Origin of the sequence: Sphingomonas sp. R1 (assembly GCF_025960285.1) — a bacterium.
GTDB lineage: Bacteria > Pseudomonadota > Alphaproteobacteria > Sphingomonadales > Sphingomonadaceae > Sphingomonas.
In genome coordinates, this window is record NZ_CP110111.1 from 1,605,896 (window position 1) to 1,632,127 (window position 26,232).

The window sequence follows — 26,232 nt, forward strand, 5'->3', positions numbered from 1 at the left end:
GCCCCGGCCAATCCCTATAGCCAGCCCCATGCAGCGGCTGGACGGCGGCTCGGCGGTTCCGCTTCCTCTCCGGGGCGCGATCGTTGCGCTCGGGAATTTCGATGGCTTCCATCTCGGGCACCAGGCGGTGGTCGGCCGCGCGGTGGAGCGCGCCCGGGCCGAAGGGCGCCCGGCGATCGTCGCCACCTTCGATCCGCATCCGCGCCGCTTCTTCCAGCCCGACGCCCCGCCCTTCCGGCTGACCACGCTCGACCAGCGCGAACGGCTGTTCGGACACGCCGGCGCGGCGGCGATGCTGGTCTTTCATTTCGATGCGACCCTCGCCCGCCTCACCGCGCGCCAGTTCGCCGATCAGCTGGTCGACACGGTCGGCGCGGCCGGAGTGGTGACCGGCGAGGATTTCACCTTCGGCAAGGGCCGCGAGGGCAGCGTCGCGACGCTCGCCGCGCTGGGCGAGGAACTGGGCTTCACCGCCGAAACGGTGGCGCCGGTGGCGCTGGACGGCGGCACCGTCTCCTCCAGCCGCATTCGCGCGGCGCTGAAAGCGGGCGACCCGGGCACCGCCGCCGCGCTGCTCACCCGTCCCTTCGCCATTTCGGCCGAGGTCGAAGGCGGCGCAAAGCTCGGCCGCCAGCTCGGCTATCCGACCGCGAACATGCGGCTCGGCACCTATCTGCGCCCGGCCTACGGCATCTACGCCGTGCGCGGACGCCTGCCGGATGGCCGCGTGCTCGACGGGGTCGCCAATCTGGGCATCCGCCCGAGCTTCGATCCGCCGATCGAGCTGCTCGAAAGCTTCTTCTTCGATTTCAGCGGCGATCTGTACGGCCAGCGGCTCGAGGTGGAGCTGATCGCGTATCTACGCCCGGAGGCCAAGTTCGACAGCCTCGACGCGCTGATCGCGCAGATGGACCAGGACTCGGCGCGCGCGCGCGATCTGCTCGCCCGGGGCTGAGCCCCACCCGCTTCCCGCATCGACGCCCGCCCCCCGCGGCCGCCCCGCGCCTGCCAGCCTGCGCGCGGCAGACAAAAAAAGGGGCGATCCGAAGACCGCCCCTTCCCCCTGTAGTCCGTTTGCGCGCGCCTCAGAACTTGAAGCTGGCGCCCGCGCTGAAGTTGCGGCCGACCAGACCGGCATAGTGCCAGCTGCTCAGATAGTTGGGGTTGCTGGTGTACGCACCGGCCGCGAGCGGCGCGTGCGCGTTCAGCAGGTTCTGGACGTTGACGAAGAAGCGGAACTTGTCGCTCACTTCGACGCCGGCGTTCAGATCGACATAGATGAACGGGCGAACATAGCACTGGTTGGCGCCGGTCTGGCCCGGCGACAGCGAGTTCTTGCACGACAGGTCGATCACGCCGTTGACCGGGGTGATCTCGTCGGCTGCCACCTGCTTGATGCGGCCGACATAATAGGTCGTCGCGGTCAGCGAGTATTTGCCGACTTCCAGCGTGTTCTGCCAGTTGCCGCGGATGCGCGGGGTACCGCCGCCCGAGGACAGCTCGTACGGCCCAAGCGTACCGGCATATTTCTGCACCACGCCCGCGGGCGTGACGAGATCGAGGCGGAACACGTCGGTCACGTCGAGGCGGCTGATGAAGCGGACGCCATCGGCCAGCGGCACGTTCGCCGAGACCTGGAAGTCGAGGCCCGAGCTCACCTGGTAGTTGGCGTTCACGAACGGCACGTTGAGCACCAGCAGGCGCGGCAGCGCGTTCGGGTTGGACGGATCGGGCGCGTCGACGACGTTGCACGAATAGCCGGCACCCACCGCCGCGAGCGCGGTGCAGCCGTCGGCCGAGTTGGTCTTGCTGTAATAGGCCGCGATCGCCTCGGCGCGCAGCGGGCCGCTGACGATCAGGTTCGACTTCTTGATGTTGTAATAGTCGACCGAGAAGTTCAGCCACTTGGTCGGACGGAAGATGGTGCCCAGCGTGACGCTGCGCGACACTTCGGGTGCGACGTTCGGGTTGCCCTGCGCGCCGCTGCCGATGTTGTAGCTGGTGGTGTAGGCGCTGTTGCCCGGATGGGCGGCAACGAAGCTGGCCGGCGGCGTGAACGACGAGAAGCCGGCATAGCTGGAGCCCGGGTTGCTTTCCGCGAAGGTCGGCGCGCGGAAGCCTTCCGAATAGGTCGCACGGAACGCGATCTGCTCGATCGGGGTGAACTTCACCGCCACCTTCGGCGAGAAGTGGTTATAGCCTTCCGAATAGTGGTCGTAGCGGCCCGAGACGTTGAGGTTCAGCGTCGAGAGCAGCGGCGCGTTGATTTCGAAGAAGGCCGCGCTGACCGTGTGGCGGCCGGTCGCCGACGAGGTGTTCAGGCCGTAAAAGGCGAGGCTCGCATTCTGGTTGCGGTTGAGCAGCGTCTCGCGACGCAGCTGGCCACCGATCGCCAGGTTGAGGTCGCCGCCCGGCAGCTGCAGCAGCGCCTTGGTGATCGAGGCATCGAGCGCGGCCGTCGTCGAATAGGACTTGGTCGTCACGTCGGGCGAGATCTGGTTGCGCACCGCCGCGGTGTTCTGATCCGGGTTGACGAAATTGTACGCGCCCGTGTTGATCGCGCTCAGCAGCCCCTGGATGTTGATAAAGCCGTGCTGGGTTACGGCGAAATCGTCCCGCGCATACACGCCCTCGACGCGGAAGCCGAAGCCGTCACCGAAGGTGCCCGTGGCACCGGCGGTGGCGCGATAGACGTTGACGTAGCGGTCGCTGCCGCCGGGGATGTCGCCGAACAGATAGTAGATGCGCGCCGCGCCCTGGGCGGGCGTGGCCGCGTTCGCCGCCGCATAGGGGTTGTTCGGGTTCAGGCGACGGTCCGCCGCGGTGGCGCAGTTGATGCCTGCCGAGCAGACATAGACCGGCAGCACGATGCCCGGGTTGCTGGATGCGAGCGACGGCGAGCCGCCGAACGGCTGGGTCGCACGGATGGCTGCAGGCGTGCCCTTGATGCTGACTTCCGACCGCGAGAAGCTGCCGGTGGCATAGGCTTCGATCTGGTCGTTCAGGCGGACGCTGAGGCGGCCGGTGCCCGAATAGCGCTGCTGCTTCGGCTGGATGATGTTGTATTCATCGGCCAGATTGTGCTTGCAGCCGGTGCCCTGGGCCGCACCGGTGGTCACCGTGAAGGTGCCGAAGGGGCAGGCGTTGGGGTTGAGCAGCTGGTACTGGTTGGTCAGCGGGGTGCCGACCTGCCCGGCGAGCGGGTTGTTGAGGTCGCTCTGCGTCACGCGGGTGACGACCGCCTGCGGATTGGCGGTGGTGAGCGAGTCGTCGTTGCGGTTGCGGTCGGTCAGCCCGCTCGGCGTCAGGTCGAGCGTGTTGAACGGGTAGCCGCGCGAGTTGTTGGTGATGTAGCCGTCATAGGTGTATTCACCGTTGACGTAGAAGTTCCAGCCCTTCGCCTGATAGTCCCCGAAGCCGGCGGTCGCGGTGGCGCGATAGTGCGAGCCGTCGCCCTTGCCGGTGGTGCCGCCCTGCACCGAGCCTTCGAGGCCGGTGAAGTGCTTCTTGGTGATCAGGTTGACCACGCCGCCGATCGCGTCCGCGCCGTACAGCGACGAGGCGCCGTCCTTCAGCACGTCGACCTTGTCGATGATGCTGAACGGGATCGAGTTCAGGTCGACATAGGCGTTGTGGCCATCGTCGTTCAGCGGAAAGTTGGCCGAGCGCAGGCCGTCGATCAGCACGACGGTCGACGACACGCCGAGGCCGCGCAGCGACACCGCAGCACCGCCGGCCGAGAAGCCGTTGCGGAAGCCGGTGGAGATCGAGCCGGCGCTGTCGGCCGAGACCGAACGGATCGCGTCGTTCACCGTGGTGATGTTGGCGCGCTGCAACGTCTCGGTGGTCAGCGTGGTCAGCGGCGAGCTCGAGGTCGCGTTCGAATCGCGGAACAGCGTGCCGGTGACGACGATGTCGCCGGACGAGGCCTGGTCGGTCGCGCCCTGCTCCTGGCCGGTCTGGGCCGGCGGCGTCGTGGTCTGCGCCATGGCCGGCATCGCGAAGGCGCTGACCAGCGCCGCCGCAGAGATCCCGCAGCGGAGCGAAAGCGCCGTCGAGCGTAGAATTTTCACTGGTATTTCCCCTCTTTGGAGGGACTGCGAGTCTCCAAGACCCACCCCCTCCTGCGATTGATGGCGCGGGGGATCGCAAGTTTATAACAAAGAGTAAACCGATTGTTGCGTCGGATTACGTAATGGTTACGAAATGTGGTACTTTCGCAACACCATCCGATAAGCGGTTCTAAAATCGAGCTTGGCGGCTGGAGCCATTAGATCGGCACAGCGTCAGATGCCGCCGTCGACCGCCTCCAGACCGCGTTCGGCAAGGCCCTCCGCCAGCACCGCGATACAGCGATCGACCACTGCCTGATCGGTTGCCCGCACGACGAAATTGGCGCCGACCCGCCCTTCCCGGAAGAACGGGTAGCTGCCGATCGACACGCCGTCATGGTCGCGCTCAGTGGTGCCGAGCAGGTCCGCGATCTCGCTCTCGGCGACCCAACATCCGATCGTGCGGGAGATTACCGGCAGCCCGCCTTCCAGCGTGCCGGTCAGCGCGTCGAGCATCCCCGCGGCGATGTGCGGCACGCCCGCCAGGATGAAGACGTTCTGCCAGCGGATCCCCGGTGCCCCGGACATGCGATTGACGATCAGATCGGCACCGTCGGGCACGCGCGCCATGCGCAATCGTGCCTCGGTGAGTCCCCCCTTGCTGGCATAATAGGCTTCCAGCGCCGCGCGTGCCTGCGGGTGCACCACCACCGGCACGGCCAGCGCGGCGGCGATCGCATCGACGGTGATGTCGTCATGCGTGGGGCCGATGCCGCCGGTGGTGAACAGATAGTCGTTGCGCGCGCGCAGGGCGTTGACGGCCTCGACGATCGCGTCCTGCCGGTCCGGTACCACCCGCACCTCCGCCAGCCGGATGCCCTGCGCGTTCAGCCAGGTGGCGAGCTGCGCAATATTCTTGTCCTGCGTGCGACCCGACAGGATTTCGTCGCCGATCACCACCAGGGCCGCTGTCCAGATCCGCTCGTGCATGGGGCTAGCGCTACGCCCTCGCAAAGCCGGGTGCAAACGCCTATATGGGCGGCATGACCGAATATGTGAACGTCACCGCGGACATGCCGCAGGCGCGCAGCCATGCCATCAAGCTGCATGGCCCCGAAGGCTTCGAGGGCATGCGCACAGCGGGCCGGCTTGCCGCCGAAATTCTCGACGCGCTGGTGCCGCATGTCGTGCCGGGCGTGACGACGCAGGAGCTGGACGACATCGTCCGCCAGATGACGGTTGCCGGCGGCGGCGTGCCCGCGACGCTCGGCTATCGCGGCTATACCCATAGCTGCTGCATCTCGATCAACCATGTCGTCTGCCACGGCATCCCGGGCGACCGCCCGCTCAAGGACGGTGACATCGTCAATATCGACGTCACCCCGCTGCTCGGCGGCTGGCATGGCGATACCAGCCGCATGTATCTGGTGGGCGACGTGCCGATCAAGGCGCGCCGGCTGGTCGACGTGACCTATGAATGCCTGATGCTCGGCATCGAACAGGCCCGGCCGGGCAACCATCTGGGCGACATCAGCCACGCCATCCAGCGCCATGCCGAAAAGCATCGCTACGGCGTGGTCCGCGATTTCTGCGGCCACGGCCTCGGCCAGGTGTTCCACGATGCGCCCGAGGTGGTGCATGTCGGCCGCCCCGGCACGGGTCCGGAGCTTCGCCCGGGCATGTTCTTCACCATCGAGCCGATGATTAATATCGGCCGCCCCGACGTGAAGCTGCTCGACGACGGCTGGACGGCGGTGACGCGCGACCGCTCGCTTTCGGCGCAGTTCGAACATTCGATCGGCATTACCGAGAGCGGCTGCGAGATCTTCACGCTCAGCCCCAAGGGCCTGCACCAGCCGCCGTACTGAGGCGGCGGGCCGAGACCAAATCCTCGTCATTCCCGCGAAGGCGGGAAACCATTCGCCTGTATGCTGCGGCAAGAACCGAGGGTTCAGCGCCAATGGATCCCCGCCTTCGCGGGGATGACGGCGGTAGTACGGCGTGGACGCCGTAACCTCCAGATGGCGCCCCGCAACAATCTTGCGCTTCCCCGCAACGTCGGCTATCCGGCCGCCAGCATCAAGAGTCGGGCCGACGCCCGGCACCAACCTGCCCCGTGCAAGGTGGTGCCTCCATGCGAATGGAGGGATGTGGCCGAACCCGGCAACACGGTGTCCACGCCACATTTCCCGTCGTCGCCCGCCTCCTGCTCCACAGCAAGAAGGCCAGTAGCGCGTGACCACCGAAGCCCAGCAATTCGCCAGCGACAATTATGCCGGAATCTGCCCCGAAGCCTGGGCAGCGATGGAAGCCGCCAATCGCGGCCACGCGCCCGCCTATGGCGACGATCGCTGGACCCACACCGCAGCGGATGCCTTCCGCACGCTGTTCGAAACGGACTGCGAGGTGTTCTTCGCCTTCAACGGCACCGCGGCCAATTCGCTGGCGCTGGCGGCGCTCTGCCAATCCTATCACAGCGTGATCTGCTCGGCCGCCGCGCATGTCGAGACCGACGAATGCGGCGCGCCCGAATTCTTCTCGAACGGCTCCAAGCTGCTTGTCGCGCAGAGCGCCGACGGCAAGCTGACGCCCGAGGCCGTGCGCGCGGTGGCGACCAGCCGCTCCGACATCCACTTCCCCAAGCCGCGCGTGGTGACGATCACCCAGCCGACCGAGACCGGCCAGGTCTACACGATCGAGCAGGTGCAAGCCCTCTCCGCGGTCTGCCGCGAGCTCGGCCTCAAGCTGCACATGGACGGCGCTCGCTTCGCCCACGCCGTGGCGACGCTCGGCTGCGATCCGGCCGACATCACGTGGCGCGCGGGCGTCGACGTGCTGTGCTTCGGCGGCACCAAGAACGGCATGGCGGTGGGCGAAGCCGTGCTGTTCTTCGATCGCGCGCTGGCGCAGGATTTCGATTACCGGTGCAAGCAGGCCGGGCAGCTTGCCTCCAAGATGCGCTTCCTCGCGGCGCCCTGGGTAGGGATGCTGGAGAACGGCGCCTGGCTGCGCAACGCAACCCACGCCAATGCCTGCGCGCAGCGACTGGCGGGGCAGATCGAGGGCCTGCCCGGTATCGAATTGATGTTCCCGGTAGAGGCGAACGGGGTGTTCGTCCGCGCGCCCGAGCCGGTGCTGGAAGGGCTGCGCGCCCGCGGCTGGCGCTTCTACACCTTCATCGGCGGCGGCGCGCGGTTCATGTTCGCCTGGGATGCCGATCCGGCGCGGGTGGACCAGCTGGCCGCCGATATTCGCGCCGCGAGCGGCACGACGGCGCTGGCGGCCTGAGCAGCAGATCCCCCGGAGCACCGCTCCGGGGAAGCCAGGGTCAGCCGACGAAGGCGCGCTCGATCACGAAGTCGCCGGGCGCGTTGTTCGAGCCTTCCTTGAAGCCCTTGCCCTCGAGCAGCGCGGCGAAGTCGCGGATCATGTCCATCGATCCGCACAGCATGATCCGGTCCGTCTCCGGGTTGAGCGCCGCCTCGCCGGGGACGCCGTCGAACAGCTTGCCGTTCTCGATCAGCGCGCCGATCCGCTCGCTGGTGTGGAACGGCTCGCGGGTGACGGTCGGCACATAGTGGAACTGCGCGGCGGCCTGCTCGCCGATCAGCGGATCCTCGGCCAGCTTGCCCGCCAGCTCGTCATGATAGGCAAGGTCGCTCACCCGGCGCACGCTGTGCACCGTCACCACCTGCTCGAACCGCTCATAGATGTCGGGATCGCGCGCGACGCTGAGGAACGGCGCGAGGCCGGTCCCGGTCGACAGCAGGAACAGCCGCTTTCCCGGCAGCAGCGCGTCGGCGACCAGCGTGCCGGTCGGCTTCTTGCCGAGATAGATGTCGTCGCCGGGCACGATCTTCTGCAGCTTCGAGGTCAGCGGGCCGTCCTGCACCTTGATCGAAAGGAACTCGAGTTCCTCGGCCCAGGACGGGCTGGCGACCGAATAGGCCCGCATCAGCGGCTTGTCGTTCTCGCCCTGCAGGCCGATCATCACGAACTCGCCCGAGCGGAAGCGGAAGCTGGCCGGACGCTCGATCGCGAAGCTGAACAGATGCTCGTTCCAGTGGCGCACCCACAGCACCTTGGCGGTGGCGAAAGCGGGATGCTCGGGGAGCAGCGCGGGCGCGCGCGTGTCGACGGTCATGAAAAGCGGGTCCTCGTTCGTAACGCTCTGGACCCTTCGCCGGCCGCACGGGGCGCAAGGGTCCTGCAAACATGAAGGCGGCCCTCTGCCACCAGAAGCAGGCGACGTCCAGAAAGTAGCGCTACGGCAGCCTAAACCCTGTCCTCGATGGGGACGCCCGCCTCCCAGTGGTGCAGCAGGGCGGCGACGGCATCCGCATCCAGCACGTCCTGCCCGATCTCGATCCAGCAGCGCTGACGCCGTTCGGCCGGCTCCACCGCGCACAGCGCGTGCACCAGCAGCATCAGCGGCCCGCGTGCAACCGTTCGGATGCACATGCCGCCGGGCTTGGCCGGATCCTCGATCCGGTGCCGCAGTTCGGCAGGCGCATCCATTGGCGGCGGACGCATCGGTGCTTTCCCTTACTCGGCACGGGCGACTCCACCCGGTACCGTCCCATTCAACGGAATTTCAGCATCAAGGTTGCGAAGATTTGATGGGCAGGTGTCGTAAACCTGTCATCAAACACTAATCGCTCGTTTACCCTCCTGCCCTACCGAGGGCGGCGATGCTGAACACGCCCGTCCACCTCCGCTTCCTCCTCGAGTGGCTCACCGACGGCGAGCGCAATCCGCGCACGCTGACGCTGGAAACCCCCTTGGGGGAGGCGGTGCGGTGCTTCCAGGACGATCCGACCCTGCGACTGCTGCCGGTGCTCGACGGCGTCCGGCGGCCGGTCGGCGCGGTGTTCGAGAAGGACGTGCGGCGGCTGCTGCTCAATCCCTTCGGCCATGCCCTGCTGCGCAACCCGGCCTATGGGCGCCGACTCGACACGCTGGTCCGCGCCTGCCCGATGGCGGACTATGCACAGGAGACCCGCGCGCTGGTGGATGCCTATGCCGCCGCCGACGGGCAGGAAGGGATGATCCTCACGCGCGGCGGCCAGCTGTTCGCGGTGATCAGCAACCGCCGTCTGATCCAGCTCGCCGCCGAGGACCAGGTCCGCGCCGCCGAACGCCAGACCGCGCGCGCCCGCCGGATCGAGGCGGCGAGCGAGCGGATCGAGGCGGAGGTCGGTGCGCTGACCGTGGAGCTCCGCCACCTTGCCGCGACGCTGCGGAGCGGCGCCGCCGCCACCGCGGACCGTGCCGCCACCAACAGCGCCGCCGCCACCGCACTGGCCGCCGCGGTCGCGCAAAGTCATGACAACCTGGCTGCGATCGCAGCGGAATCCGATGCGCTGGCCGCCACGCTCGACGCGATCCGCCGCGATACCGCCACCGCCCGGAGCAGCGCCGGCGAAGCGGTAGCGCTGGTGGAGGACAGCCGCGCACGCACCGCCGAGCTGGATAGCTTCGCGCAGACCGTGGGCACCGTCACCAGCGTGATCGGCGAGATCGCCGGACAGGTGAACCTGCTCGCACTCAACGCCTCGATCGAAGCCGCCCGCGCCGGCGAGGCCGGCCGCGGCTTCACCGTGGTGGCGCAGGAAGTGAAGGCGCTGGCCGGCCAGGTCGGACGTGCGGCGAAGAGCGTCGGCGCCCAGGTCGGCGGCGTGCGCGCACTGGTCGACCAGGTGACGGCGAACCACGCCCGGGTCGAGCAGGCGATCCGCGGAATTGCCGGACTTTCCTCCAACATCGAACATGCCGTAGCCGAGCAGCACCACGCCACGCGCAGCATCGCGGTGAACGTCAACGAAAGCGTCAGCGGCACACGCGGCGTTCGCCAGGATATCGAGCAGGTGGGCGACACCGCCGAGGCCGCCGCACGCAACGCCGCCGCGATCGCCGATCTGGCCGAGGGATTGCTGGGCGGCGCCGAGGCCCTGTCCGACGGGGTCGAGCGGTTCCTGACCGATATCCGCGCGGCGTGATCTGCCGCAGGATTGGGCAGCCACTGCCCAAGTTTCAGGCAGTTTGCGGGAACGAAATCACTTCGGCGCGTGTACCCACGCTGACCCTTCCCGTTCTGGCATGCAGGTTGCTAAACACCTGGCATTGACACCGATCGCGGCTCGACACCCGCTGCCTGGGGGAAAACGTGAAAAAGATCGAAGCCATCATCAAGCCGTTCAAGCTCGATGAAGTGAAGGAAGCGCTGCACGAGGTGGGCGTTTCCGGGATTACCGTCACCGAAGCCAAGGGCTTCGGGCGCCAGAAGGGCCATACCGAGCTCTATCGCGGCGCCGAATATGTCGTCGACTTCCTGCCGAAGGTGAAGCTCGAGGTCGTCGTGGAAGACACGCTGGCCGAGCGCGTGGTGGAGGCGATCGCCGCCGCCGCGCAGACCGGCCGCATCGGCGACGGCAAGATCTTCGTGATTCCGGTGGAAACGGCGCTGCGGATCCGCACCGGGGAGCGGAACGAAAACGCCGTTTGACGCGGGGGTACGCGGGCGCGATGACGCGGCTGCGAAGGAAATTTTATTGCCCGATTCGTCGGGCAGACGAAAGAGAGCGAAAGGGCACCTACGATGGCGAATTCGGCCAGTGACATCCTGAAGATGGTGAAGGACCAGGAGATCGAGTGGATCGACCTGCGCTTCACCGACCCCAAGGGCAAGTGGCAGCACCTGACCATGGTCGCCTCGATCCTCGGCGAGGACGAGCTGACCGACGGCCTGATGTTCGACGGTTCGTCGATCGAGGGCTGGAAGGCGATCAACGAGTCCGACATGATCCTGAAGCCGGATCTGGACGCGGTGTGGGTCGATCCGTTCTCGGCCACGCCGATGCTGATCCTGGTGTGCGACATCGTCGAGCCGTCGACCGGCGAGCTTTATGCCCGCGATCCGCGCTCGACCGCGAAGCGCGCCGAGGCGTATCTCAAGACCACCGGCATCGGCGACACCATCTATGTCGGCCCCGAAGCCGAGTTCTTCATGTTCGACGACGTGCGGTTCGAGAACAGCTACTCGACCAGCTACTACAAGATCGACGACATCGAGCTGCCGGGCAACTCCGGCCGCGAATATGAAGCCGGCAACCTCGGCCACCGTCCGCGCGCCAAGGGCGGCTATTTCCCGGTCGCGCCGGTCGACAGCGCCGTCGACATCCGCGGCGAGATGGTCTCGACCATGCTCGAAATGGGCCTGCCCTGCGACAAGCACCACCACGAAGTCGCCGCCGCGCAGCACGAGCTGGGCCTGACCTTCGGCACGCTGGTGACCACCGCCGATCGCATGCAGATCTACAAGTATGTCGTGCACCAGGTCGCGCAGGCCTATGGCAAGACCGCGACCTTCATGCCGAAGCCGATCAAGGAAGATAACGGCTCGGGCATGCACACCCACATGTCGATCTGGGAAAAGGGCCAGCCCCTGTTCGCCGGCAACGGCTATGCGGGCCTCAGCGAGACCTGCCTCTACTTCATCGGCGGCGTGATCAAGCACGCCAAGGCGCTCAACGCCTTCACCAACCCGTCGACCAACAGCTACAAGCGCCTGGTCCCGGGCTATGAGGCGCCGGTGCTGCTCGCCTATTCGAGCCGCAACCGCTCGGCCTCGTGCCGCATCCCGTACGGCACCGGCAGCAAGGCGAAGCGCGTCGAGTTCCGCTTCCCGGACGCGCTGGCCAACCCGTATCTCTGCTATTCGGCGCTGCTGATGGCGGGCCTGGACGGCATCCAGAACAAGATCCACCCGGGCGACCCGATGGACAAGAACCTGTACGATCTGCCCCCGGCCGAGCTGGCCGAAGTGCCGACCGTGTGCGGTTCGCTCCGCGAGGCGCTGGACAGCCTGGAAGCCGATTTCGACTTCCTGCTGAAGGGCGACGTGTTCTCGAAGGACCAGATCGAGGCCTATATCGAGATCAAGCGCGCCGACGTGGCCCGTTGGGAAATGACCCCGAGCCCGGTCGAGTACGACATGTACTATTCGAGCTGATCCGACGCGGATCGGTTTCAGAAAGGGGCGTCCGGAGCAATCCGGGCGCCCTTTTCCTTGTACGGCCAACCCCAAGGGCGCGCTGAGCATTGTCGCACCCGCCCACAGCGTGCTAGCCAGATACATCACCCAGTAAGGATCCCGCCTTCATGCGTTTACCGCGTCTCGCAGCCCTGCTGCTCGGCACTTCGCTGCTCGCCTCCCCCGCCCTCGCCCAGACGGCGGGCAAGGCGAAATACGGCAGCTGGGGCGTCGATCTCACCACGATCGATCGCAGCGTGAAGCCGGGCGACGACTTCTTCGGCTATGCGCTGGGCAGCTGGCTGCGCGACGCGCCCTTCCCCGCCGACAAGGCCCGCATCGGCTATAATTACGATCTGCCCGACGAGACCGAGGTCGAGATCCGCAAGCTCATCGAGGATGCCGGTACGTCGCCGAGCGACCCCGTGCTGCGCCAGGTCGCGACCTATTACCGCGCCTATCTCGACGAAGCCGGCATCGAGGCACGCGGCACGGCGCCGCTCCAGCCCTATCTGGCGCGCATCGACGCGGTGCAGGATCGCCGCGGTCTCGAGTTGCTGATGGCCGATACCGGCTATGCCAGTCCGATCGGCATCGGCATCTCCGCCGATCCCAAGGATCCCACCCGCTACACCGTGATGGCCGGCCAGTCGGGCCTCGGCCTGCCGAGCCGCGACTATTACCTGTTGCCCGGCCAGAAGTACGAGACGATCCGCAAGGCCTATCGCGCCTATATCGTGAAGATCCAGCAGCTTGCCGGCATCCCCGATGCCGAGGCGAAGGCCGATGCGATCCTCGCGCTGGAAACCAGCCTCGCCAAGGATCACTGGACGCCCGAGGCGCGCCGCGATCCGCAAAAGACCTACAACCCGATGACCCGCGCCCAGCTCGCCAAGCTGGCGCCCGAGTTCGACTGGAACGCCGTGCTCGCGCACCAGGGCCTCGCCAAGATGCCGATCGTGGTCGTGGCCGAGACCACCGCCGTCACCGCCGCCGCCAAGCGGCTGGGCGACGTCCCGCTCGCCACCTGGAAGGACTGGCTGCGCTTCCGCTTCGTCAGCGACCATGCCGACACGCTGCCCAAGGCGTTCGATGCGGCCTCGTTCGACTTCTACAGCCGGACGCTGCGCGACGTGCAGCAGCCGTCGGACCGCTGGAAGCGCGGCGTGCGCCAGGTCAACGGTGCGCTTGGCGAGGCGCTGGGCAAGATCTACGCCGAACGCCATTGGGGCCCGGCGGCCGAAGCGCTGTCGAAGGAACTGGTCGAGGATCTTCGCGCCGCCTATGCCGAGAAGATCAGGGGCGCGGCCTGGATGGATGCCCCCACCCGCAAGGAAGCGCTGGCCAAGCTCGCCGCCTTCGAACCGCGCATCGGCCATCCCGACAAATATATCGACTATGCCGCGATGCCGGTGAGCGCGACCAACCCGCTGGCCAACGACCTTGCCGCCGGCGAGTTCGAATGGAAGCTGGAGCTGTCGCGCCTGGGCAAGCCGGTGGATCGCACCTTGTGGGGCATGACCCCGCAGACCGTGAACGCCTATTACGATCCGGTGATGAACCAGGTGACCTTCCCGGCCGCCCAGTTGCAGCCGCCCTTCTTCGATCCCGCCGCGGATCCGGCGGTAAACTATGGCGAGACGGGTGCCACCATCGGCCATGAAATGGGTCATGGCTTCGACGACGAAGGCCGCCAGTTCGATGCGACCGGAAAGCTGCGCGACTGGTGGACGGCGCAGTCCGCGGCGCGCTACACGGCGCACGCACAGGAACTGGTCAAGCAGTTCGACGCCTATGAGCCGATCCCCGGCACGCACATCAAGGGCCAGTTGACGCTCGGCGAGAACCTCGCCGATCTGGGCGGGCTGGAAGTCGCCTATGCCGCCTATCGCCGCTATGTCGCTCGCCACGGCGAGCCACAGGTGCTGGACGGCATGACCGGCGACCAGCGCTTCTTCCTCGCCTATGCCGCGAGCTGGCAGGGCAAGGCGCGCGAGGGCGCGCTGCGGGCGCAGCTGCTCTCCGATCCGCACAGCCCGGAACAATATCGCGTCAACGGCATCGTGCGGAACATGGATGCCTGGTACGCCGCCTTCGGCGTGAAGCCGGGCGACAAGCTGTATCTTGCGCCGGAAGCGCGCGTGCACGTCTGGTGATGCCGAGCCGGGGGCCAAGCGCCCCCGGCGCCTGCCTCAGGGCGCGCGATAGGCGAAGACGCCCGCGCGTTTCGTCGTCCCGGTTTCCGAAACCGCATAGCTGGCGAGCAGGGTCAACCGCTCGAGCGGCAGCGGCGCCCGCCAGGGATCGCCGATCCATATGGTGACGCCCGCGGCAAGGCAGCGATCCAGGAACGGCCGCACCCGCGCCGCCACGGCGGGATCGTAGAAGAGATCGCCCGCCAGCAGCAGGTCCACCTCGGGCACGGGCCCGCCGATCACGTCACCGACGACGTCCGCGATCGCCGCGTGATTCAAGGCGGCGTTGAGCCCGATCGCCACGCGTGCATGGGCATCGATCTCGGACGCCGTCACCCGCGCCGCGCCCGCCCGCAGGGCGGCGATGCCGACCAGGCCAGAGCCCGCACCCAGATCCAGCACCCGCCGCCCGGCCACCTCCTCGGGATGGTCGAGCACATAGCGCGCCAGCGCCAGGCCCCCGGCCCACCAATAGGCCCAATAGGGCGCCGCTTCGCCCAGCCGTCCGACCCCGCTGGCGGGCACGGCCTTGTGGAGCACCAGTTCGGGCACGCCCGGTACCGGCAGTACCGGCAGATGCGCGCGGATGAAGGCGGTACTGTCCGCCGCCTCGCTCACAGCGCCCGCCCCAGCCATGCCACCCGGCCCAGCAGCACGAACCTGCCCGCGCGGACGAAGCGCACCGGATAGGCGGGATTGTCACTGACCAGCTCGATCCCGCCGATGGCGGAACGTACCCGCTTGACCAGCAACTCCCCGTCCGCGCGCAGCACGAAGATGCCGCGTGCATCCGGCCTGCACTGATCCCCGTCGACCAGGATCTCGTCGCCGTCGTTCAGCGTCGGCGCCATCGAATCGCCCGCGACCCGCACCATTGACGCCGCCTCGGGCTGCACGCCGAGCTGGCGCAGCAGCCCCGGCGGGAAGGCGAACGGCACCCGGGCAACCTCGTCCTCCGCCCACCCGCCCGGCCCGGCCGAGGCGGCGACGTCGATCCGCGGCACCGCCACCAGCCCGCGCGGCGCGGGGCCGCCCAGCAAGGCCTCGTCGATGCCCAGATAGGTGGCCAGCCGCGTCCGATCGCGTTCCGGCAGCGCGCGCGGCGATCCGCGCCGCAGATATTGCTGGAGATAGGCCGGATTCCGCCCGAGCACGCGCGACAGGCTGGCAAGGCGAAGGCCCCGCTCCGCCACCAGTCGCGACAAATTCGCCCGGCTTTCATCGACTTCCATACCCCCTTTCCTACACGTAGGATTTTTCCTACGCAAGCCTCAGATGAGAACATATCGTGATCATCCGAGTCGGAAGGAGGAGGACATGGATGTCCTTGCAGGGCGAAATCGAAGCGTTTCTGGCGGCGACGCAAATGTCGGTGACGCGGTTCGGGCGGCTGGCGGCCGGCGATCCGCGTCTGGTCATGGATCTGCGGGCGGGGCGGCAGCCAGGGCCGCGCCTCTCGAAGCGCATCCGCGCCTTCCTGGCCGCCCCGCCGGAGTGGAAGCCCGGGCGGCCCGGCGGCGCGGGATCGGCGGCCGCCTCGAGCGCGCGTTGATCGCCTCGGCGGCGAGCTGCACGGTGACGGCGGCGGTGATCGAGGCGAACCAGGTGCCCTGGGCGAGCGCCACGTTCAGCGGCGCCCGGCACCGGCTGACCCTCACGTCGGCCGATACCCCCGGCGCGGCCGCATGGCTCGCAGCGCTGCCGGAGATCGACTTGCCGATCGCCGGCCATCTCGTTGCCGATCTGCACGTCGCCGCCGTCACGCGCGCCGGGGGCTCGCTACACGCCATGCTGGACGTGCTGACGGTCGAGGAATGCTGAACGGCGCTCAGGCCTGCCGGGCGAGGTTCCGCAGCGTGGCGAGGGCATCGTCCAGCGAACGCTCGGGTCGCGCTCTGGCGCGGGCCTGCGCGGCCGGGTCGCGCCGGACGACGCCGCGTTCCAGCCGATCGAGCAGCGCATGCACGGTGGCGTCGGTTTCCGGGCGGACCAGCCTGTCTTCCCGGTCGCGGGCCTGGCTCACGCGCGCGGCGGCGCTCGCGCGTCCCTCGCGCCGGGGCGGCACCGGCGGCGGCAGCGGCACGGGCGGGATCGCGCGCGGATCGAACGCCGCCAGCGGCTGATCGAGATCGAGGGGGAGGTCGCGCTCGGCAATCTCCAGGGAAAAGGGAGTCGCCGCAGCGGGGGCGTCGGCGGAGATGCCGCCCTCAGCGGCCGTCCGCGGCTCCGGCTCCGCGGGGGCGACGGCGCGGCGGATCATCGGGATCCGCTCGGCGTTCTCGTCGGTCATCGGCGGCAGCACCTCGCGCCGCGGCGTCGCCAGCATCGCCGCAAGGGCACCGGCGCCGCTGCCAATGGCACCGGTAGCAAGCGCGAACAACGGACGTCCGCTGCCCGCCAGCGGAATCCAGCCAAGGTCCCTGTCGGCGAACAGGGAATCGACGAGCGACGCCGGCACGGCGGCAGCCGAGACGGCGAAGATGCCACCCAGGGTAAGGGCGGCAATGGGTACGAGCGGCAGCCTCATGCATTCACCCGAGACGTGTGCGACCACGTGGTTCTCATGCCATCTTTATGGCAAGGTTTTCATACAAGCCGGCATACACGGCAATATTTACAGACCAGTTGCGCTCGGCCTCGATATACGCGCGGGCCTGTGACTTGCGCACATCCCATTGATCGCGCGCTAGAAAAACTTTTTCAAGCGCTTTTGCGAGCGCCGCCGGATCGTCCGCGGGGAACAGCGTGCCGGTGCAACCTTCGGTAATCAGCTCGCGGTGACCGCCGACGTCGGAGGCGGCAACCAGGCGCTGCTGTGCCATCGCCTCCAGCGGCTTCAGCGGCGTGACCAGGTCGGTGAGCCGCATCTTCTTGCGCGGATAGACCAGCACGTCGATCAGGCTGTAATAGCGCTCCACCGCATCGTGCGGCACACGGCCGAGGAAGCGGATCCGCTCGGCGACCGGCGACGCCGTGGCCTGCGCGCGCAGCGCCGCCTCCGCCGGGCCGCCGCCGACCAGCAGCAACTGCATCGTCGGGCGCGCGGCGACCAGCGCCGGCATCGCCGCGATCAGCACGTCCAGCCCTTCATAGTCGTAGAAGCTGCCGATGAAGCCGATCGTCTCGGCCCCCGCCAGCCCAAGCGCGGCGGCGAGCGCGGCATCATGGGGGAGCGGATCGCCGAACATCGCCATGTCGACGCCGTTGGGGGAAACCGCGATCTTGGCCGGATCGATACCGCGTCCGATCAGGTCACCGCGCAGCCCCTCGCAGATCACCGCCACCGCATCGGCCTGGCGCACCGCGTGCGTCTCCAGCGCCCGGGTGACGCGGTAGCGCAGGCTTCCCTCACGCCCGGTGCCGTTGCCGACCGCAGCATCCTCCCAGAAGGCGCGGATCTCGTAGAGCAGCGGCACGCCGGTCCAGCGCCGTACGCGAAGCCCCGCCAGCGCACAGAGCACGGGCGAATGCGCGTGCAGCACGTCCGGCCGAAAGCGCTGGACCACCTGATGCACCCGGCGCGCAAAGGCATCGATCTCACGCCACTCGCTCAGGCCGGGCAGCGCGGGGCTGGTCGAGCGGGTGCGGAAGAAGCGCAGTCCGTCAATCTCCTCCTCGCCCGCCGGCGCGGGGCCGTGGCGCGGGCCCGTGACCGCCGCCACCTCCCAGCCACGCGCCAGCTGCGCCTTCAGGATCGCGCGGGTGCGGAATGCATAGCCGCTGTGGAGCGGCAGGCCATGATCCAGAAGATGGAGGACTCGCATGGCAGGCTGCATGCCACGCCGCGCTTAACGGCACGTCAACTGCACCGGGGCTAGAGCGGGTGCAGAAGGAAGCGCCCGCCGATGATCGACAATCTCTCGCTCGCCCTCACCCATGGGCTGATGCTGCTGGCGGCCTTCCTGCTGCTCCGCCGACCGGACCTCGACCGCGAGGATGCCGCGCCGCCCGAACGCAAGCAGAAGCGCAGCGGCTGGGGCAAGCGCGGTGCGTGACTGGGTTTTCGTCCTCTTCCTTGCGACCTTCTTCGGCGCCGGCTTTCGCAAGCCGTTCCTGTTCGTGCTGGTCTATGCCTATATCGACATCGTCGCGCCCCAGCGGCTGACCTATCTGCTGCTCAATTCCCTGCCGATCTCGGCGATGGCCGCGGCACTGGCGCTGGGCGGCTTCCTGCTGTTCGACGACAAGCGCGACGTGCGCGTGGCACCGCGCCAGCTGATGATCGTCGCGCTGATCGGCTATTGCTGGTTCACCACGCTCCACGCCGACTTTCCCGTCGAGGCCAAGGACAAATGGGACTGGGTGTGGAAGGCGCTGGCCTTCGCGGCCTTCCTGCCGCTGACCCTGCGCACGCGCCTGCGCATCGAGGCGCTGCTGCTGTTCATGATCCTGTCGGCCAGCTCAATCATCATCGTCGGCGCGATCAAGACGCTCATCTCCGGGGGCGGCTATGGCGAGCTGAACCTGATGGTCTCGAACAATTCCGGGCTGTATGAAGGGAGCACCATTTCCACCGTCGCCATTGCGATCCTGCCGCTGATCCTGTGGTTCACGCGCCACGGCACGCTCTTCACCCCGGCCTGGCCGATGAAGGCGTTCGCCTATGCGCTGTGCTTCGCCTGCCTGCTGATCCCGATCGGCACCTCCACCCGCACCGGCCTGCTCTGCATCGGGCTGGTGGCATTGCTGATGCTGCGGGACAGCCAGAAGAAGCTGCTCTATCTGGGCGGCGTCGCGGCGATGGCGCTGGTCGCCCTGCCCTTCCTGCCCTCTGCCTTCACCGAGCGGATGGGGACGATCAAGACCTACAAGGGCGACGCCTCCGCCTCCACCCGCCTCGCCGTGTGGCAATGGACGATGGACTATGCCCGCACCCACCCGATGGGCGGCGGGTTCGAGGCATATCGCCAGAACCAGATCCGCTACGAGAAGGTGGCGGTGGAGGACCAGGGCGGCGTCGCGGTCGTCGATCGCTCGCTCGAGGTCGACAAGGCGCGCGCCTATCACAGCGCCTATTTCGAAATGCTGGGCGAGCAGGGCTATCCGGGCCTCGCGCTATGGCTGGCGATCAATTTGTCCGGCCTGCTCCGCATGGAAGTGCTGCGCCGCCGCCATGCCCGTGCGGGGCCCGAAGATGCGTGGATCGCCCCGCTCGCGGCTGCGCTGCAGAACGGGCATATCGTCTACCTGCTCGGCGCCGCCTTCGTTGCGATCGCCTTCCAGCCGTTCGTCTATATGTTGATCGGCGCGCAGATCGGGCTCGACACCTATTGCGCCCGCAAGCGCGCGGCGGCGAACTGGCGGCCGCTGCGCAAGGCCCGCCCGGCGGCCGCATGAGTGCACATCGCCAGATGCGCGCGCTCACCTCGGCGCGCGGGATCGCGGCCTGGTGGGTGGTGCTCTATCACCTGCGCGGGGCACTGGAAGGGGTGCCCCCCGCAATGGAAGCGGTGCTCGCGAAAGGCTATCTGGCGGTCGACTTCTTCTTCCTGCTTTCCGGCTTCGTTCTGGCACTGAGCCATGGCGAACGCCTGCGCGCAGGCGGCATGCGCGCCGTCCCGGCGTTCCTGCGCCGGCGGATCGCGCGGATCTGGCCGTTGCACGCGGTGATGCTCGGCGTCGCGCTGCTGCTGGTGGCGGTGCTGCGCGCGACCGGACGGACGACGCAGGACTTTCCCCTGGCCGAATTGCCCGCGCATCTGCTGCTGGTCCAGGCCTGGGGCTTCGCCAACCCGCTCTGCTGGAACGATCCCGCCTGGTCGATCTCCTGCGAACTGGCGGCCTATCTGCTGTTTCCGTTCTGGGCGATGGCAATGGACTGGCGGCGGCAACCCGTGCTGCTCCTCCTGGCAGTCGTCGGCGCCCTGCTGGCGCTGCTGCACGGCGCCTTTGCCCTGCGGGCCGCTGCCGATCTCGGGCAGGACATCACGCATCTGGGTGTGCTGCGCTGTCTGCTGGAGTTCGCGACGGGGACGGTGCTCTTCGCGGTGTGGGAGCGTGGACGCAGGCGGCACTGGCGCCCGGCGATCCTCATGGCGTTCCTGCTCGGCGCGGGCTGGGTGCTGGGGCTGCCCGAAACCGCCGCGATCCCGGGCGTGCTGGCCATGCTGCTGCTGGCGCTCGCATTCGCGGGCGACGGCCCGGGCACATGGCTCGACGGGGCGGTGCTGCATCGGCTGGGGGAAATCAGCTACGCGACCTATCTCAGCCACTTCCTGCTGTGGTTCGCGTTCAAGCTGGCATTCGTGCACGGCGAGACGATCGGCTGGCCGTGCGCGCTGCTCTATCTCGTGCTGGTCCTTGCCGCGTCCGAGGCGCTCCACCGCCTGGTAGAGCGCCCCGCAAAGGCGTGGATCAACCGGCTGCCGATCAGGCGGTCGCGGACACCTCTTCCAGCGCCGCGATCACCGCGCGGTTGAACGCGGGGATGTCGTCGGGCTTGCGGCTGGTGATCAGGTTGCGATCGGTCACCACTTCCTGATCGACGACGTCCGCGCCGGCATTGGCGAGATCGGTGCGGATAGACGGCCAGCTGGTCAGCTGGCGCCCGGCCACGACATCGGCCTCGGCGAGCAGCCACGGCGCATGGCAGATCGCGGCGACGAGCTTGTCCGCGTCCATGAAGCCGCGGACGATGTCGATCGCCTTTTCCTGCATCCGCATCTTGTCCGGATTGCCGACGCCGCCCGGCAGCACCAGCGCGTCGAACTGGTCGGGCGTGACCTGATCCAGCGTGGTGTCCGGCGTGATGCTCTTGCCCTTCTCGCCAGCGGTTTCGCCGGTGATGGCATCGGTCTTGATCGAGGCGAGCGTCACCTGCGCGCCGGCGTCGAGCAGCGCCTGGCGCGGTTCGAACAGCTCCGATTCCTCGAACCCGTCCGTCGCGAGCATCAGCACGCGCGCATTCTGCAGATTGGCCATGGGGCATCCTTTCCCATTTTTTCGGAAGATGCCGCGCCAACCCGTCGGCGCCCCGCACGGTTCCGGAACACTTTGTCCGTGCGGCGCATTTGCCTTGACTCTGGCCGAGGAACGGGAATGGACAGCGCCGATATCGTCTATGTCGAAGATCAGGCCCCGGGCATCACCCGGCGCAAGATGCGCCATGGCTGGGGCTATTTCGACGCGGACGGCACCCGCATCACCGATCGCGACGCAATCGACCGGCTGAACGCGATCGGCCTGCCGCCCGCCTATGAGAATGCCTGGTTCTGCCCCGATCCCAACGGCCATATCCAGGCGACCGGCTATGACGTGAAGGGCCGCAAGCAGTACCGCTACCACACCGGCTTCCGCGAGGCGCAGGAGGCGGCGAAATATGATCGCTGCGGCATGTTCGGCGAGCGCCTGCCCCGGCTGCGCCGCAAGGTGGAGGCGGACCTGCGCCTGCGGGGGCTGTGCAAGGACAAGGCGGTGGCCGCCGTGGTGCGCCTGCTCGACCTCGGCTCGATCCGCGTCGGCAACGAGACCTATGCGCAGGCGAACAAGAGCTTCGGCGCCACCACGCTGCGCAAGCGCCACGTGAAGGTGGCAGGCGGCACGCTCAAGCTGCAGTTCCGCGCCAAGTCCGGCAAGCTGCGGGTGATGACGGTGTCGGACAAGTCGCTCAGCCGCTTCGTCAAGCGCTGTCAGGACCTGCCCGGCCAGCACCTGTTCCGCTGGATCGACGATGCGGGCGAGGCCCATCCGGTCACCTCGAGCGACGTCAACACCTATATCCGGGAGGCGATGGGCGAGCATTTCAGTGCCAAGCACTTCCGCACCTGGGGGGCGAGCGTGATCGCCTATCGAACGCTGGCCGAAGCGCCCGAGCCGATCGGCCTCAAGACGCTGCTGGAGCCGGTGACCGAAGCCTTGGGCAACACCCCCGCCATCGCCCGCAAATCCTATGTCCATCCCCGCCTGATCGAGCTTGCGCGCGACAAGCCCGCGCAAGCGCTGTTCCGTGCCGGCTTGCGCCTGCCGCGCACGACGCAGTACCTCGACCGGTACGAACGCGGCCTGATCGTATTCCTGGAGACCGATCCGGCCGAACAGCCCGCCAAGGCAGCCTGACGAGATCCGATGCTGAATACCACCAAAGCCAATCCCGCCCATTTCGAACGCCAGGTCGCAAGCTTTCTCGGGGACACGCCCGAATGGATCAGCGAGCACTGGCTGAGCATCCTGATCGCCACCGGCATCGCCGTGGGCATCGTGCTGCTGCTGCACACACTGCGCTCCTGGGGGATGCGCCTGTGCCGCAACAGCGAGGGCGGCGGCGCCAACTGGTACACCATCCTCGGCCGCACGGTATCGCGGACAGGCAACTTCTTCATCGTGATGACCGCGATCCGCCTGGTGGTAAACTATGCCCAGACCCCGGCGCTGCTCGACAAGACCGTCACCTTCCTGTTCACGATCGCGGTCGCCTTCCAGGCGGCGATCTGGATCCGCGAGGTCATCTTCGGGCTGATCGAGCACCGTACCCGCGGCGACAATGCCAGCGAAAGCCTGGCCAGCGCGGTGGGCATCATCCGGCTGCTGATCTCGATCGCGCTGTTCGCGGTCGCGCTGGTGATGGTGCTGAGCAATGTCGGCGTGAACGTCACCGGCCTTGTCGCGGGTCTCGGCGTCGGCGGCATCGCCATCGGTCTGGCGGCGCAGGGCATCTTCGGCGACCTGATCGCGGCGCTGTCGATCCTGTTCGACCGGCCCTTCCGCGTCGGCGACAACATCAAGTTCGACCAGACCAGCGGCACCGTCGAGGGCATCGGCCTCAAGTCCACGCGCGTCCGCTCGTTCGACGGCGAGATGCACATCATCTCCAACCGGCAGCTGCTCGACAAGGAACTGCAGAACCTCACGGACCGCACCCGCATCCGCCTGCCGTTCAAGATCGGCGTGGCGTATGAGACGCCTCCGGAGAAGCTGGAGCGGCTGCCGGAGATCTTCCGTGCGATCGTGGAGGCGAACGGCGCCACCGCGGTGCGCAATGGCTTTACGGGCTTCGGCGCGAGCTCGATCGACTATGAACTGATCGCGGAGGTCCATACCGGCAGCTGGGACGTGGGCCATCCCACACGCGACCGCATCCTGGTGGGAATCGTCCGCAAGCTGGCGGAAGAGGGCATCAGCATCCCCTACCCCACCCAGACCACCTTTACCGCGGCACCCGACGGGCGGATCATCATGCCCTATCCCGACGTGCAGCCGGTGATGCGCGTGGACAAGGAAGACGGGGAACGCTGAGGGCAGCCTTCGCCAACCAAGGCACCCTTTCCTTATCCGCCATCCCGGCGAACGCTGGGATCTCCGGCATCAGCGCTGAACCGTTCCCAGCAAGCCGGACGAGACGCCACCTTTTGCTGGGGTGGCGAAGGAAATGGCGATGACGATCTAGCGGTTCGCGAAAGCCCGTTTCTCAATCGTACGTCGTCACCAGCCAGCTCCACACGAGCCACGCCGCGAGCGCCCACAGGCCCAGCACGATGGCGATCCCGCCCCAGCTTACCGGACGGTGGCTGGCCGCCTCGGCCGCTGCGCGATGCTCGGCGAACTGCTCGGCCGGCACCAGCCGCTCGAACAGCCAGACGCCGAGCGGGATCAGGATGGCATCATCCACCAGTCCCAAGACCGGGATGAAATCGGGGATCAGGTCGATCGGCGACAGCGCATAGGCAGCCACCAGAATGCCGACGATCCGCGCCGCCCAGGGCGTGCGCGGATCGCGGATGGCAAGCCATACGGCATGCGCTTCGGTACGGACGCGGTGCGCGAGCGAGGGACCCATGCCCCTGAATCGCCCGCGCCCGCGCCGCCGTCAATCTCGGCTCACCGCTCGGCGGTGGTTTCCACCTTGGCGTGGCTGCCGGTCTCGTCGGACTTGATCTTGCCGCCGAACAGCATCTTGAGCTTGCCGGTCACCGACATGTCGGTTTCCCACATCTCGGCATCGTCGATGTCGATCCGCAGCAGTGCGAGGTTGGGATCGGACTTGCCGCCCGGAAACCATGCCTCGACCTGGTTATTCCAGAGCTTGTCGATCATCGCGAAATCATTGTCGATCCGCGCGGTGCCGGCGAGGCAGGCGAAGAAGTCATGCCCCTTGGACACGAACTGCAGCATCGCCGGGCCGCCCTTGGCCATGCGATTGTCCTTGCCGATGAAGAAGAAGATCGTGTCGACCTGATCCTCGTCGAGCTGCGCGGTCAGCGGCTCGCTGTGCTGGCCGTCCTGCAGGCCGACCATCAGGAACGGGCTCGCCGCCAGCTTGGACCAGAAATGCTTCTTCAGTTCGACCGTGTCGGCCATGATCGTCTCCCGGGTGTTGGATTCTGCCGGGTAACGTGCAGCTTGGCTCAGGCGTTCCGGATCGCCGCCGCCGCGCCGATCAGTTCGAGGTCGCTGCGGTTGACCAGCGCCACCGGCGTCTCGGCGAGCTGACGGCGGAACGACGGCCGCGCCTCCATCCGGCGGCGAAAACCGGGCTCCTTCAGCTGCGGCTCCAGCGCGCGGGCAATCGCACCGGTGAGGTACACCCCGTCCCATGCATCGAAGGTGAGCGCGAGATCGCCGACAAATGCGCCGAGATGCTCGACGAACATCCGCACGACCGCGGTGCACACCGGATCGCGACCCGCGTTGCGGGTGACGTCCTCGGGGGTCGACAGCTTCTTGCCGCCGGACAGCGCCTCATAGGCGAGCAGCAGCCCGTTCGCGCTGAGCAGCGTTTCCACCTCGACCAGCCCGCCCCGCGCGCGACAGAAGGCGGCGAACCGCTCCTCGTCGGCCGTCTGCGCGGCGAAACCGATATGCCCGGCCTCGCTTTGTACCGGCACGTGCCGGCCATCGGCATGGATCAGCGCGGCGACGCCGAGACCCGTGCCCACGCCGATCACCGCATAATTGCCGCCCGGCGCGATCGGGCGCGGCGCCGGGCCGGGAAGCGCGGTAAACGCTGTCGGCGGCAGCCGCGTCAGCGCCAGCGCGTTGGCGGCGCATTCGTTGAGGGCCATCGGCCGCTGGCGCAGCACCGCCTCGACCCCGGCGAGCGAGATGTACCAGCGGCTGCCGGTGAGGTTGATCAGGTCGCCGCGAACGGCGCCGGCGACCGCCAGCACGCTCGGCAACCGCGCATCGCGCAGCCCGACCGAGGAAAGATACGACACCAATGCACTTGTGAAGGTAGGATGATCGCTGTTCGAAAAACGCTGAATATCGCGCGGATCGGCGCCATCTTCCCCGCCGGCAAGCCCGAACCGAACCGTTTGGCGGCCAATATCCGCCACCAGCGCCACGCCTGCTACCATCGCTTCCTCTCCGAGCCCGGCGCATGTACGCCGATGCAAGGCAAGCGATATCGCTAACAATGATTACGAGAACAATAAATAACTCTACGTATTCGCCACTGTGGTAACGATTTCAGGCAGTTCTGGGATCCGCGCCGAAGCGGTTCGGTCCGCTGTCCGGCGACCAGTATAGCGCGACGACGAGGATCGCGAGCGCCACCGGACCGGCGATCGGGAGCACCGGCACGCCCGGATACAGTCCCATTGCCGCCTGGGTGCGGTTCACGTCCGAGGCCACCGCGATCGCGCCGAGCAGCAGACCGGGAATGGCGGGCAGCCCCACATCGTGCAGCCGCCGGACGATCAGCCCCAGCAGCGGCAGGAACAGCAGCAGCGCCAGAACTTCCTCGATCGCCGCACGCGTGCGGAAGATCTGGACGTTCAGCGCCGTCGGCGGATGGAAGAAATGGCTGAGCAGAAACAGCACCGCCTCGCCGATCAGGATCAGGATCAGGGCGCTGGTCAGTTCGCTGCGGGTCGAGCGACCGCGGAACACGAAACTCTGGCCGATGGCGCGGAGGCCGGTCCGCAGCGAGACGCCATCGATATAGCTGGCTGCTGTCATGGGGTGGAGGGTGCCGCGCACGACACCCTCCGGTCAACCCCTTAGAGGATCATCGAAA

General features: G+C 67.6%; 27 protein-coding genes and 1 riboswitch. Of the genes, 14 read left to right on the top strand and 13 right to left on the bottom strand.

From position 1 onward, the window contains the following. Positions 1–28 precede the first annotated feature (28 nt). Complete coding sequence (locus tag OIM94_RS07765; RefSeq protein WP_264609494.1) at positions 29–955, top strand: bifunctional riboflavin kinase/FAD synthetase; 927 nt, start codon at positions 29–31, stop codon at positions 953–955. A 130-nt stretch (positions 956–1,085) separates the two neighbouring features. Here the strand turns inward: OIM94_RS07765 and OIM94_RS07770 are convergent, their stop codons facing one another. Together OIM94_RS07770 and OIM94_RS07775 are read right to left on the bottom strand one after the other, a co-directional pair. Then, positions 1,086–3,998: a TonB-dependent receptor domain-containing protein gene (locus OIM94_RS07770; RefSeq protein ID WP_413716395.1), complete on the bottom strand. Its 2,913-nt coding sequence runs from the start codon at positions 3,996–3,998 to the stop codon at positions 1,086–1,088. 288 nt (positions 3,999–4,286) lie between these two features. Continuing rightward, a complete protein-coding gene (locus tag OIM94_RS07775) occupies positions 4,287–5,042 on the bottom strand; it encodes a competence/damage-inducible protein A (RefSeq protein ID WP_264609496.1) in 756 nt (251 codons plus the stop codon). Positions 5,043–5,095: 53 nt separating this feature from the next. Here OIM94_RS07775 and map point away from each other — a divergent pair, with 53 nt between their 5' ends. After that, entirely contained in the window at positions 5,096–5,920 is an 825-nt protein-coding gene (gene map / locus OIM94_RS07780; RefSeq protein WP_264609497.1) for a type I methionyl aminopeptidase, read from the top strand. 203 nt (positions 5,921–6,123) lie between these two features. After that, positions 6,124–6,233: riboswitch (SAM-I-IV-variant riboswitch) on the top strand. Positions 6,234–6,287: 54 nt separating this feature from the next. Next, on the top strand, positions 6,288–7,340 hold the full coding sequence (locus OIM94_RS07785) for a threonine aldolase family protein (RefSeq protein WP_264609498.1): 1,053 nt from the start codon (positions 6,288–6,290) through the stop codon (positions 7,338–7,340). A 40-nt stretch (positions 7,341–7,380) separates the two neighbouring features. Here OIM94_RS07785 and OIM94_RS07790 read toward each other — a convergent pair whose 3' ends face one another. Together OIM94_RS07790 and OIM94_RS07795 are read right to left on the bottom strand one after the other, a co-directional pair. Next, positions 7,381–8,196 carry a ferredoxin--NADP reductase gene (locus OIM94_RS07790; RefSeq protein ID WP_264609499.1) on the bottom strand — a complete coding sequence of 272 codons (816 nt, stop codon included), beginning with the start codon at positions 8,194–8,196 and terminating at the stop codon, positions 7,381–7,383. A gap of 131 nt (positions 8,197–8,327) precedes the next feature. Next, positions 8,328–8,585 (bottom strand): hypothetical protein, encoded by a 258-nt coding sequence (locus OIM94_RS07795; RefSeq protein WP_264609500.1) that lies wholly within the window; start codon positions 8,583–8,585, stop codon positions 8,328–8,330. 158 nt (positions 8,586–8,743) lie between these two features. Between OIM94_RS07795 and OIM94_RS07800 the strand changes: the two genes are divergently transcribed. The 4 genes from OIM94_RS07800 to OIM94_RS07815 all read left to right on the top strand — a co-directional run bounded on the left by OIM94_RS07800 (position 8,744) and on the right by OIM94_RS07815 (position 14,240). Then, a complete protein-coding gene (locus OIM94_RS07800; RefSeq protein WP_264609501.1) occupies positions 8,744–10,051 on the top strand; it encodes a methyl-accepting chemotaxis protein in 1,308 nt (435 codons plus the stop codon). A gap of 167 nt (positions 10,052–10,218) precedes the next feature. Next, entirely contained in the window at positions 10,219–10,557 is a 339-nt protein-coding gene (locus tag OIM94_RS07805; RefSeq protein WP_010544265.1) for a P-II family nitrogen regulator, read from the top strand. Between the two features lie 93 nt (positions 10,558–10,650). Then, entirely contained in the window at positions 10,651–12,063 is a 1,413-nt protein-coding gene (gene glnA / locus OIM94_RS07810; RefSeq protein ID WP_010544266.1) for a type I glutamate--ammonia ligase, read from the top strand. A 149-nt stretch (positions 12,064–12,212) separates the two neighbouring features. Continuing rightward, the gene (locus tag OIM94_RS07815) at positions 12,213–14,240 is read left to right on the top strand and encodes a M13 family metallopeptidase (protein WP_264609502.1); all 2,028 of its coding nucleotides are present in this window, start codon (positions 12,213–12,215) and stop codon (positions 14,238–14,240) included. A 36-nt stretch (positions 14,241–14,276) separates the two neighbouring features. Here OIM94_RS07815 and OIM94_RS07820 read toward each other — a convergent pair whose 3' ends face one another. Next, positions 14,277–14,897, bottom strand: a complete 621-nt coding sequence (locus OIM94_RS07820) for a class I SAM-dependent methyltransferase (RefSeq protein WP_264609503.1) — start codon at positions 14,895–14,897, stop codon at positions 14,277–14,279. Continuing rightward, complete coding sequence (locus OIM94_RS07825; RefSeq protein ID WP_264609504.1) at positions 14,894–15,511, bottom strand: helix-turn-helix transcriptional regulator; 618 nt, start codon at positions 15,509–15,511, stop codon at positions 14,894–14,896. The genes OIM94_RS07820 and OIM94_RS07825 overlap by 4 nt, the downstream gene beginning before the upstream one ends. Before the next feature lie 89 nt (positions 15,512–15,600). Here OIM94_RS07825 and OIM94_RS07830 point away from each other — a divergent pair, with 89 nt between their 5' ends. Next, the gene (locus OIM94_RS07830; RefSeq protein ID WP_264609505.1) at positions 15,601–15,831 is read left to right on the top strand and encodes a hypothetical protein; all 231 of its coding nucleotides are present in this window, start codon (positions 15,601–15,603) and stop codon (positions 15,829–15,831) included. After that, positions 15,828–16,100, top strand: a complete 273-nt coding sequence (locus OIM94_RS07835; protein ID WP_264609506.1) for a hypothetical protein — start codon at positions 15,828–15,830, stop codon at positions 16,098–16,100. The genes OIM94_RS07830 and OIM94_RS07835 overlap by 4 nt, the downstream gene beginning before the upstream one ends. A 7-nt stretch (positions 16,101–16,107) precedes the next feature. On the opposite strand, the gene OIM94_RS07840 is transcribed toward OIM94_RS07835, so the two are convergent. Continuing rightward, positions 16,108–16,806, bottom strand: coding sequence for a hypothetical protein (locus tag OIM94_RS07840; protein WP_264609507.1), 699 nt, complete (start codon positions 16,804–16,806; stop codon positions 16,108–16,110). 34 nt (positions 16,807–16,840) lie between these two features. Then, positions 16,841–18,043 (bottom strand): TIGR04063 family PEP-CTERM/XrtA system glycosyltransferase, encoded by a 1,203-nt coding sequence (locus OIM94_RS07845; RefSeq protein ID WP_264609508.1) that lies wholly within the window; start codon positions 18,041–18,043, stop codon positions 16,841–16,843. 81 nt (positions 18,044–18,124) lie between these two features. On the opposite strand from OIM94_RS07845, the gene OIM94_RS07850 reads away from it, so the two are divergent. From OIM94_RS07850 to OIM94_RS07860, 3 genes are read left to right on the top strand one after another with little or no spacing between them, the layout of a single operon-like run. Further along, positions 18,125–18,274: a hypothetical protein gene (locus OIM94_RS07850; RefSeq protein ID WP_264609509.1), complete on the top strand. Its 150-nt coding sequence runs from the start codon at positions 18,125–18,127 to the stop codon at positions 18,272–18,274. Further along, positions 18,267–19,616 (top strand): putative O-glycosylation ligase, exosortase A system-associated, encoded by a 1,350-nt coding sequence (locus tag OIM94_RS07855; protein WP_264609510.1) that lies wholly within the window; start codon positions 18,267–18,269, stop codon positions 19,614–19,616. Before OIM94_RS07850 ends, OIM94_RS07855 begins: the two co-directional genes overlap by 8 nt. Next, positions 19,613–20,698: an acyltransferase family protein gene (locus OIM94_RS07860; protein ID WP_264609511.1), complete on the top strand. Its 1,086-nt coding sequence runs from the start codon at positions 19,613–19,615 to the stop codon at positions 20,696–20,698. Before OIM94_RS07855 ends, OIM94_RS07860 begins: the two co-directional genes overlap by 4 nt. Here OIM94_RS07860 and OIM94_RS07865 read toward each other — a convergent pair. Next, positions 20,649–21,200 carry a type 1 glutamine amidotransferase domain-containing protein gene (locus OIM94_RS07865; protein ID WP_264609512.1) on the bottom strand — a complete coding sequence of 184 codons (552 nt, stop codon included), beginning with the start codon at positions 21,198–21,200 and terminating at the stop codon, positions 20,649–20,651. The two genes, OIM94_RS07860 and OIM94_RS07865, sit on opposite strands and share 50 nt — an antisense overlap. Positions 21,201–21,317: 117 nt before the next feature. Between OIM94_RS07865 and OIM94_RS07870 the strand changes: the two genes are divergently transcribed. Together OIM94_RS07870 and OIM94_RS07875 are read left to right on the top strand one after the other, a co-directional pair. Continuing rightward, positions 21,318–22,334 (top strand): DNA topoisomerase IB, encoded by a 1,017-nt coding sequence (locus OIM94_RS07870; protein WP_264609513.1) that lies wholly within the window; start codon positions 21,318–21,320, stop codon positions 22,332–22,334. 9 nt (positions 22,335–22,343) lie between these two features. Continuing rightward, positions 22,344–23,510 (top strand): mechanosensitive ion channel family protein, encoded by a 1,167-nt coding sequence (locus OIM94_RS07875; protein WP_264609514.1) that lies wholly within the window; start codon positions 22,344–22,346, stop codon positions 23,508–23,510. A gap of 172 nt (positions 23,511–23,682) precedes the next feature. On the opposite strand, the gene OIM94_RS07880 is transcribed toward OIM94_RS07875, so the two are convergent. The 4 genes from OIM94_RS07880 to OIM94_RS07895 all read right to left on the bottom strand — a co-directional run bounded on the left by OIM94_RS07880 (position 23,683) and on the right by OIM94_RS07895 (position 26,174). Next, positions 23,683–24,051: a YkvA family protein gene (locus OIM94_RS07880; protein ID WP_264609515.1), complete on the bottom strand. Its 369-nt coding sequence runs from the start codon at positions 24,049–24,051 to the stop codon at positions 23,683–23,685. 41 nt (positions 24,052–24,092) lie between these two features. After that, a complete protein-coding gene (locus tag OIM94_RS07885; protein WP_264609516.1) occupies positions 24,093–24,572 on the bottom strand; it encodes a pyridoxamine 5'-phosphate oxidase family protein in 480 nt (159 codons plus the stop codon). 47 nt (positions 24,573–24,619) lie between these two features. After that, a complete protein-coding gene (locus OIM94_RS07890) occupies positions 24,620–25,570 on the bottom strand; it encodes a glucokinase (protein ID WP_264609517.1) in 951 nt (316 codons plus the stop codon). Positions 25,571–25,682: 112 nt separating this feature from the next. Further along, positions 25,683–26,174, bottom strand: a complete 492-nt coding sequence (locus OIM94_RS07895; protein ID WP_264609518.1) for a DUF805 domain-containing protein — start codon at positions 26,172–26,174, stop codon at positions 25,683–25,685. Positions 26,175–26,232 lie beyond the last annotated feature (58 nt).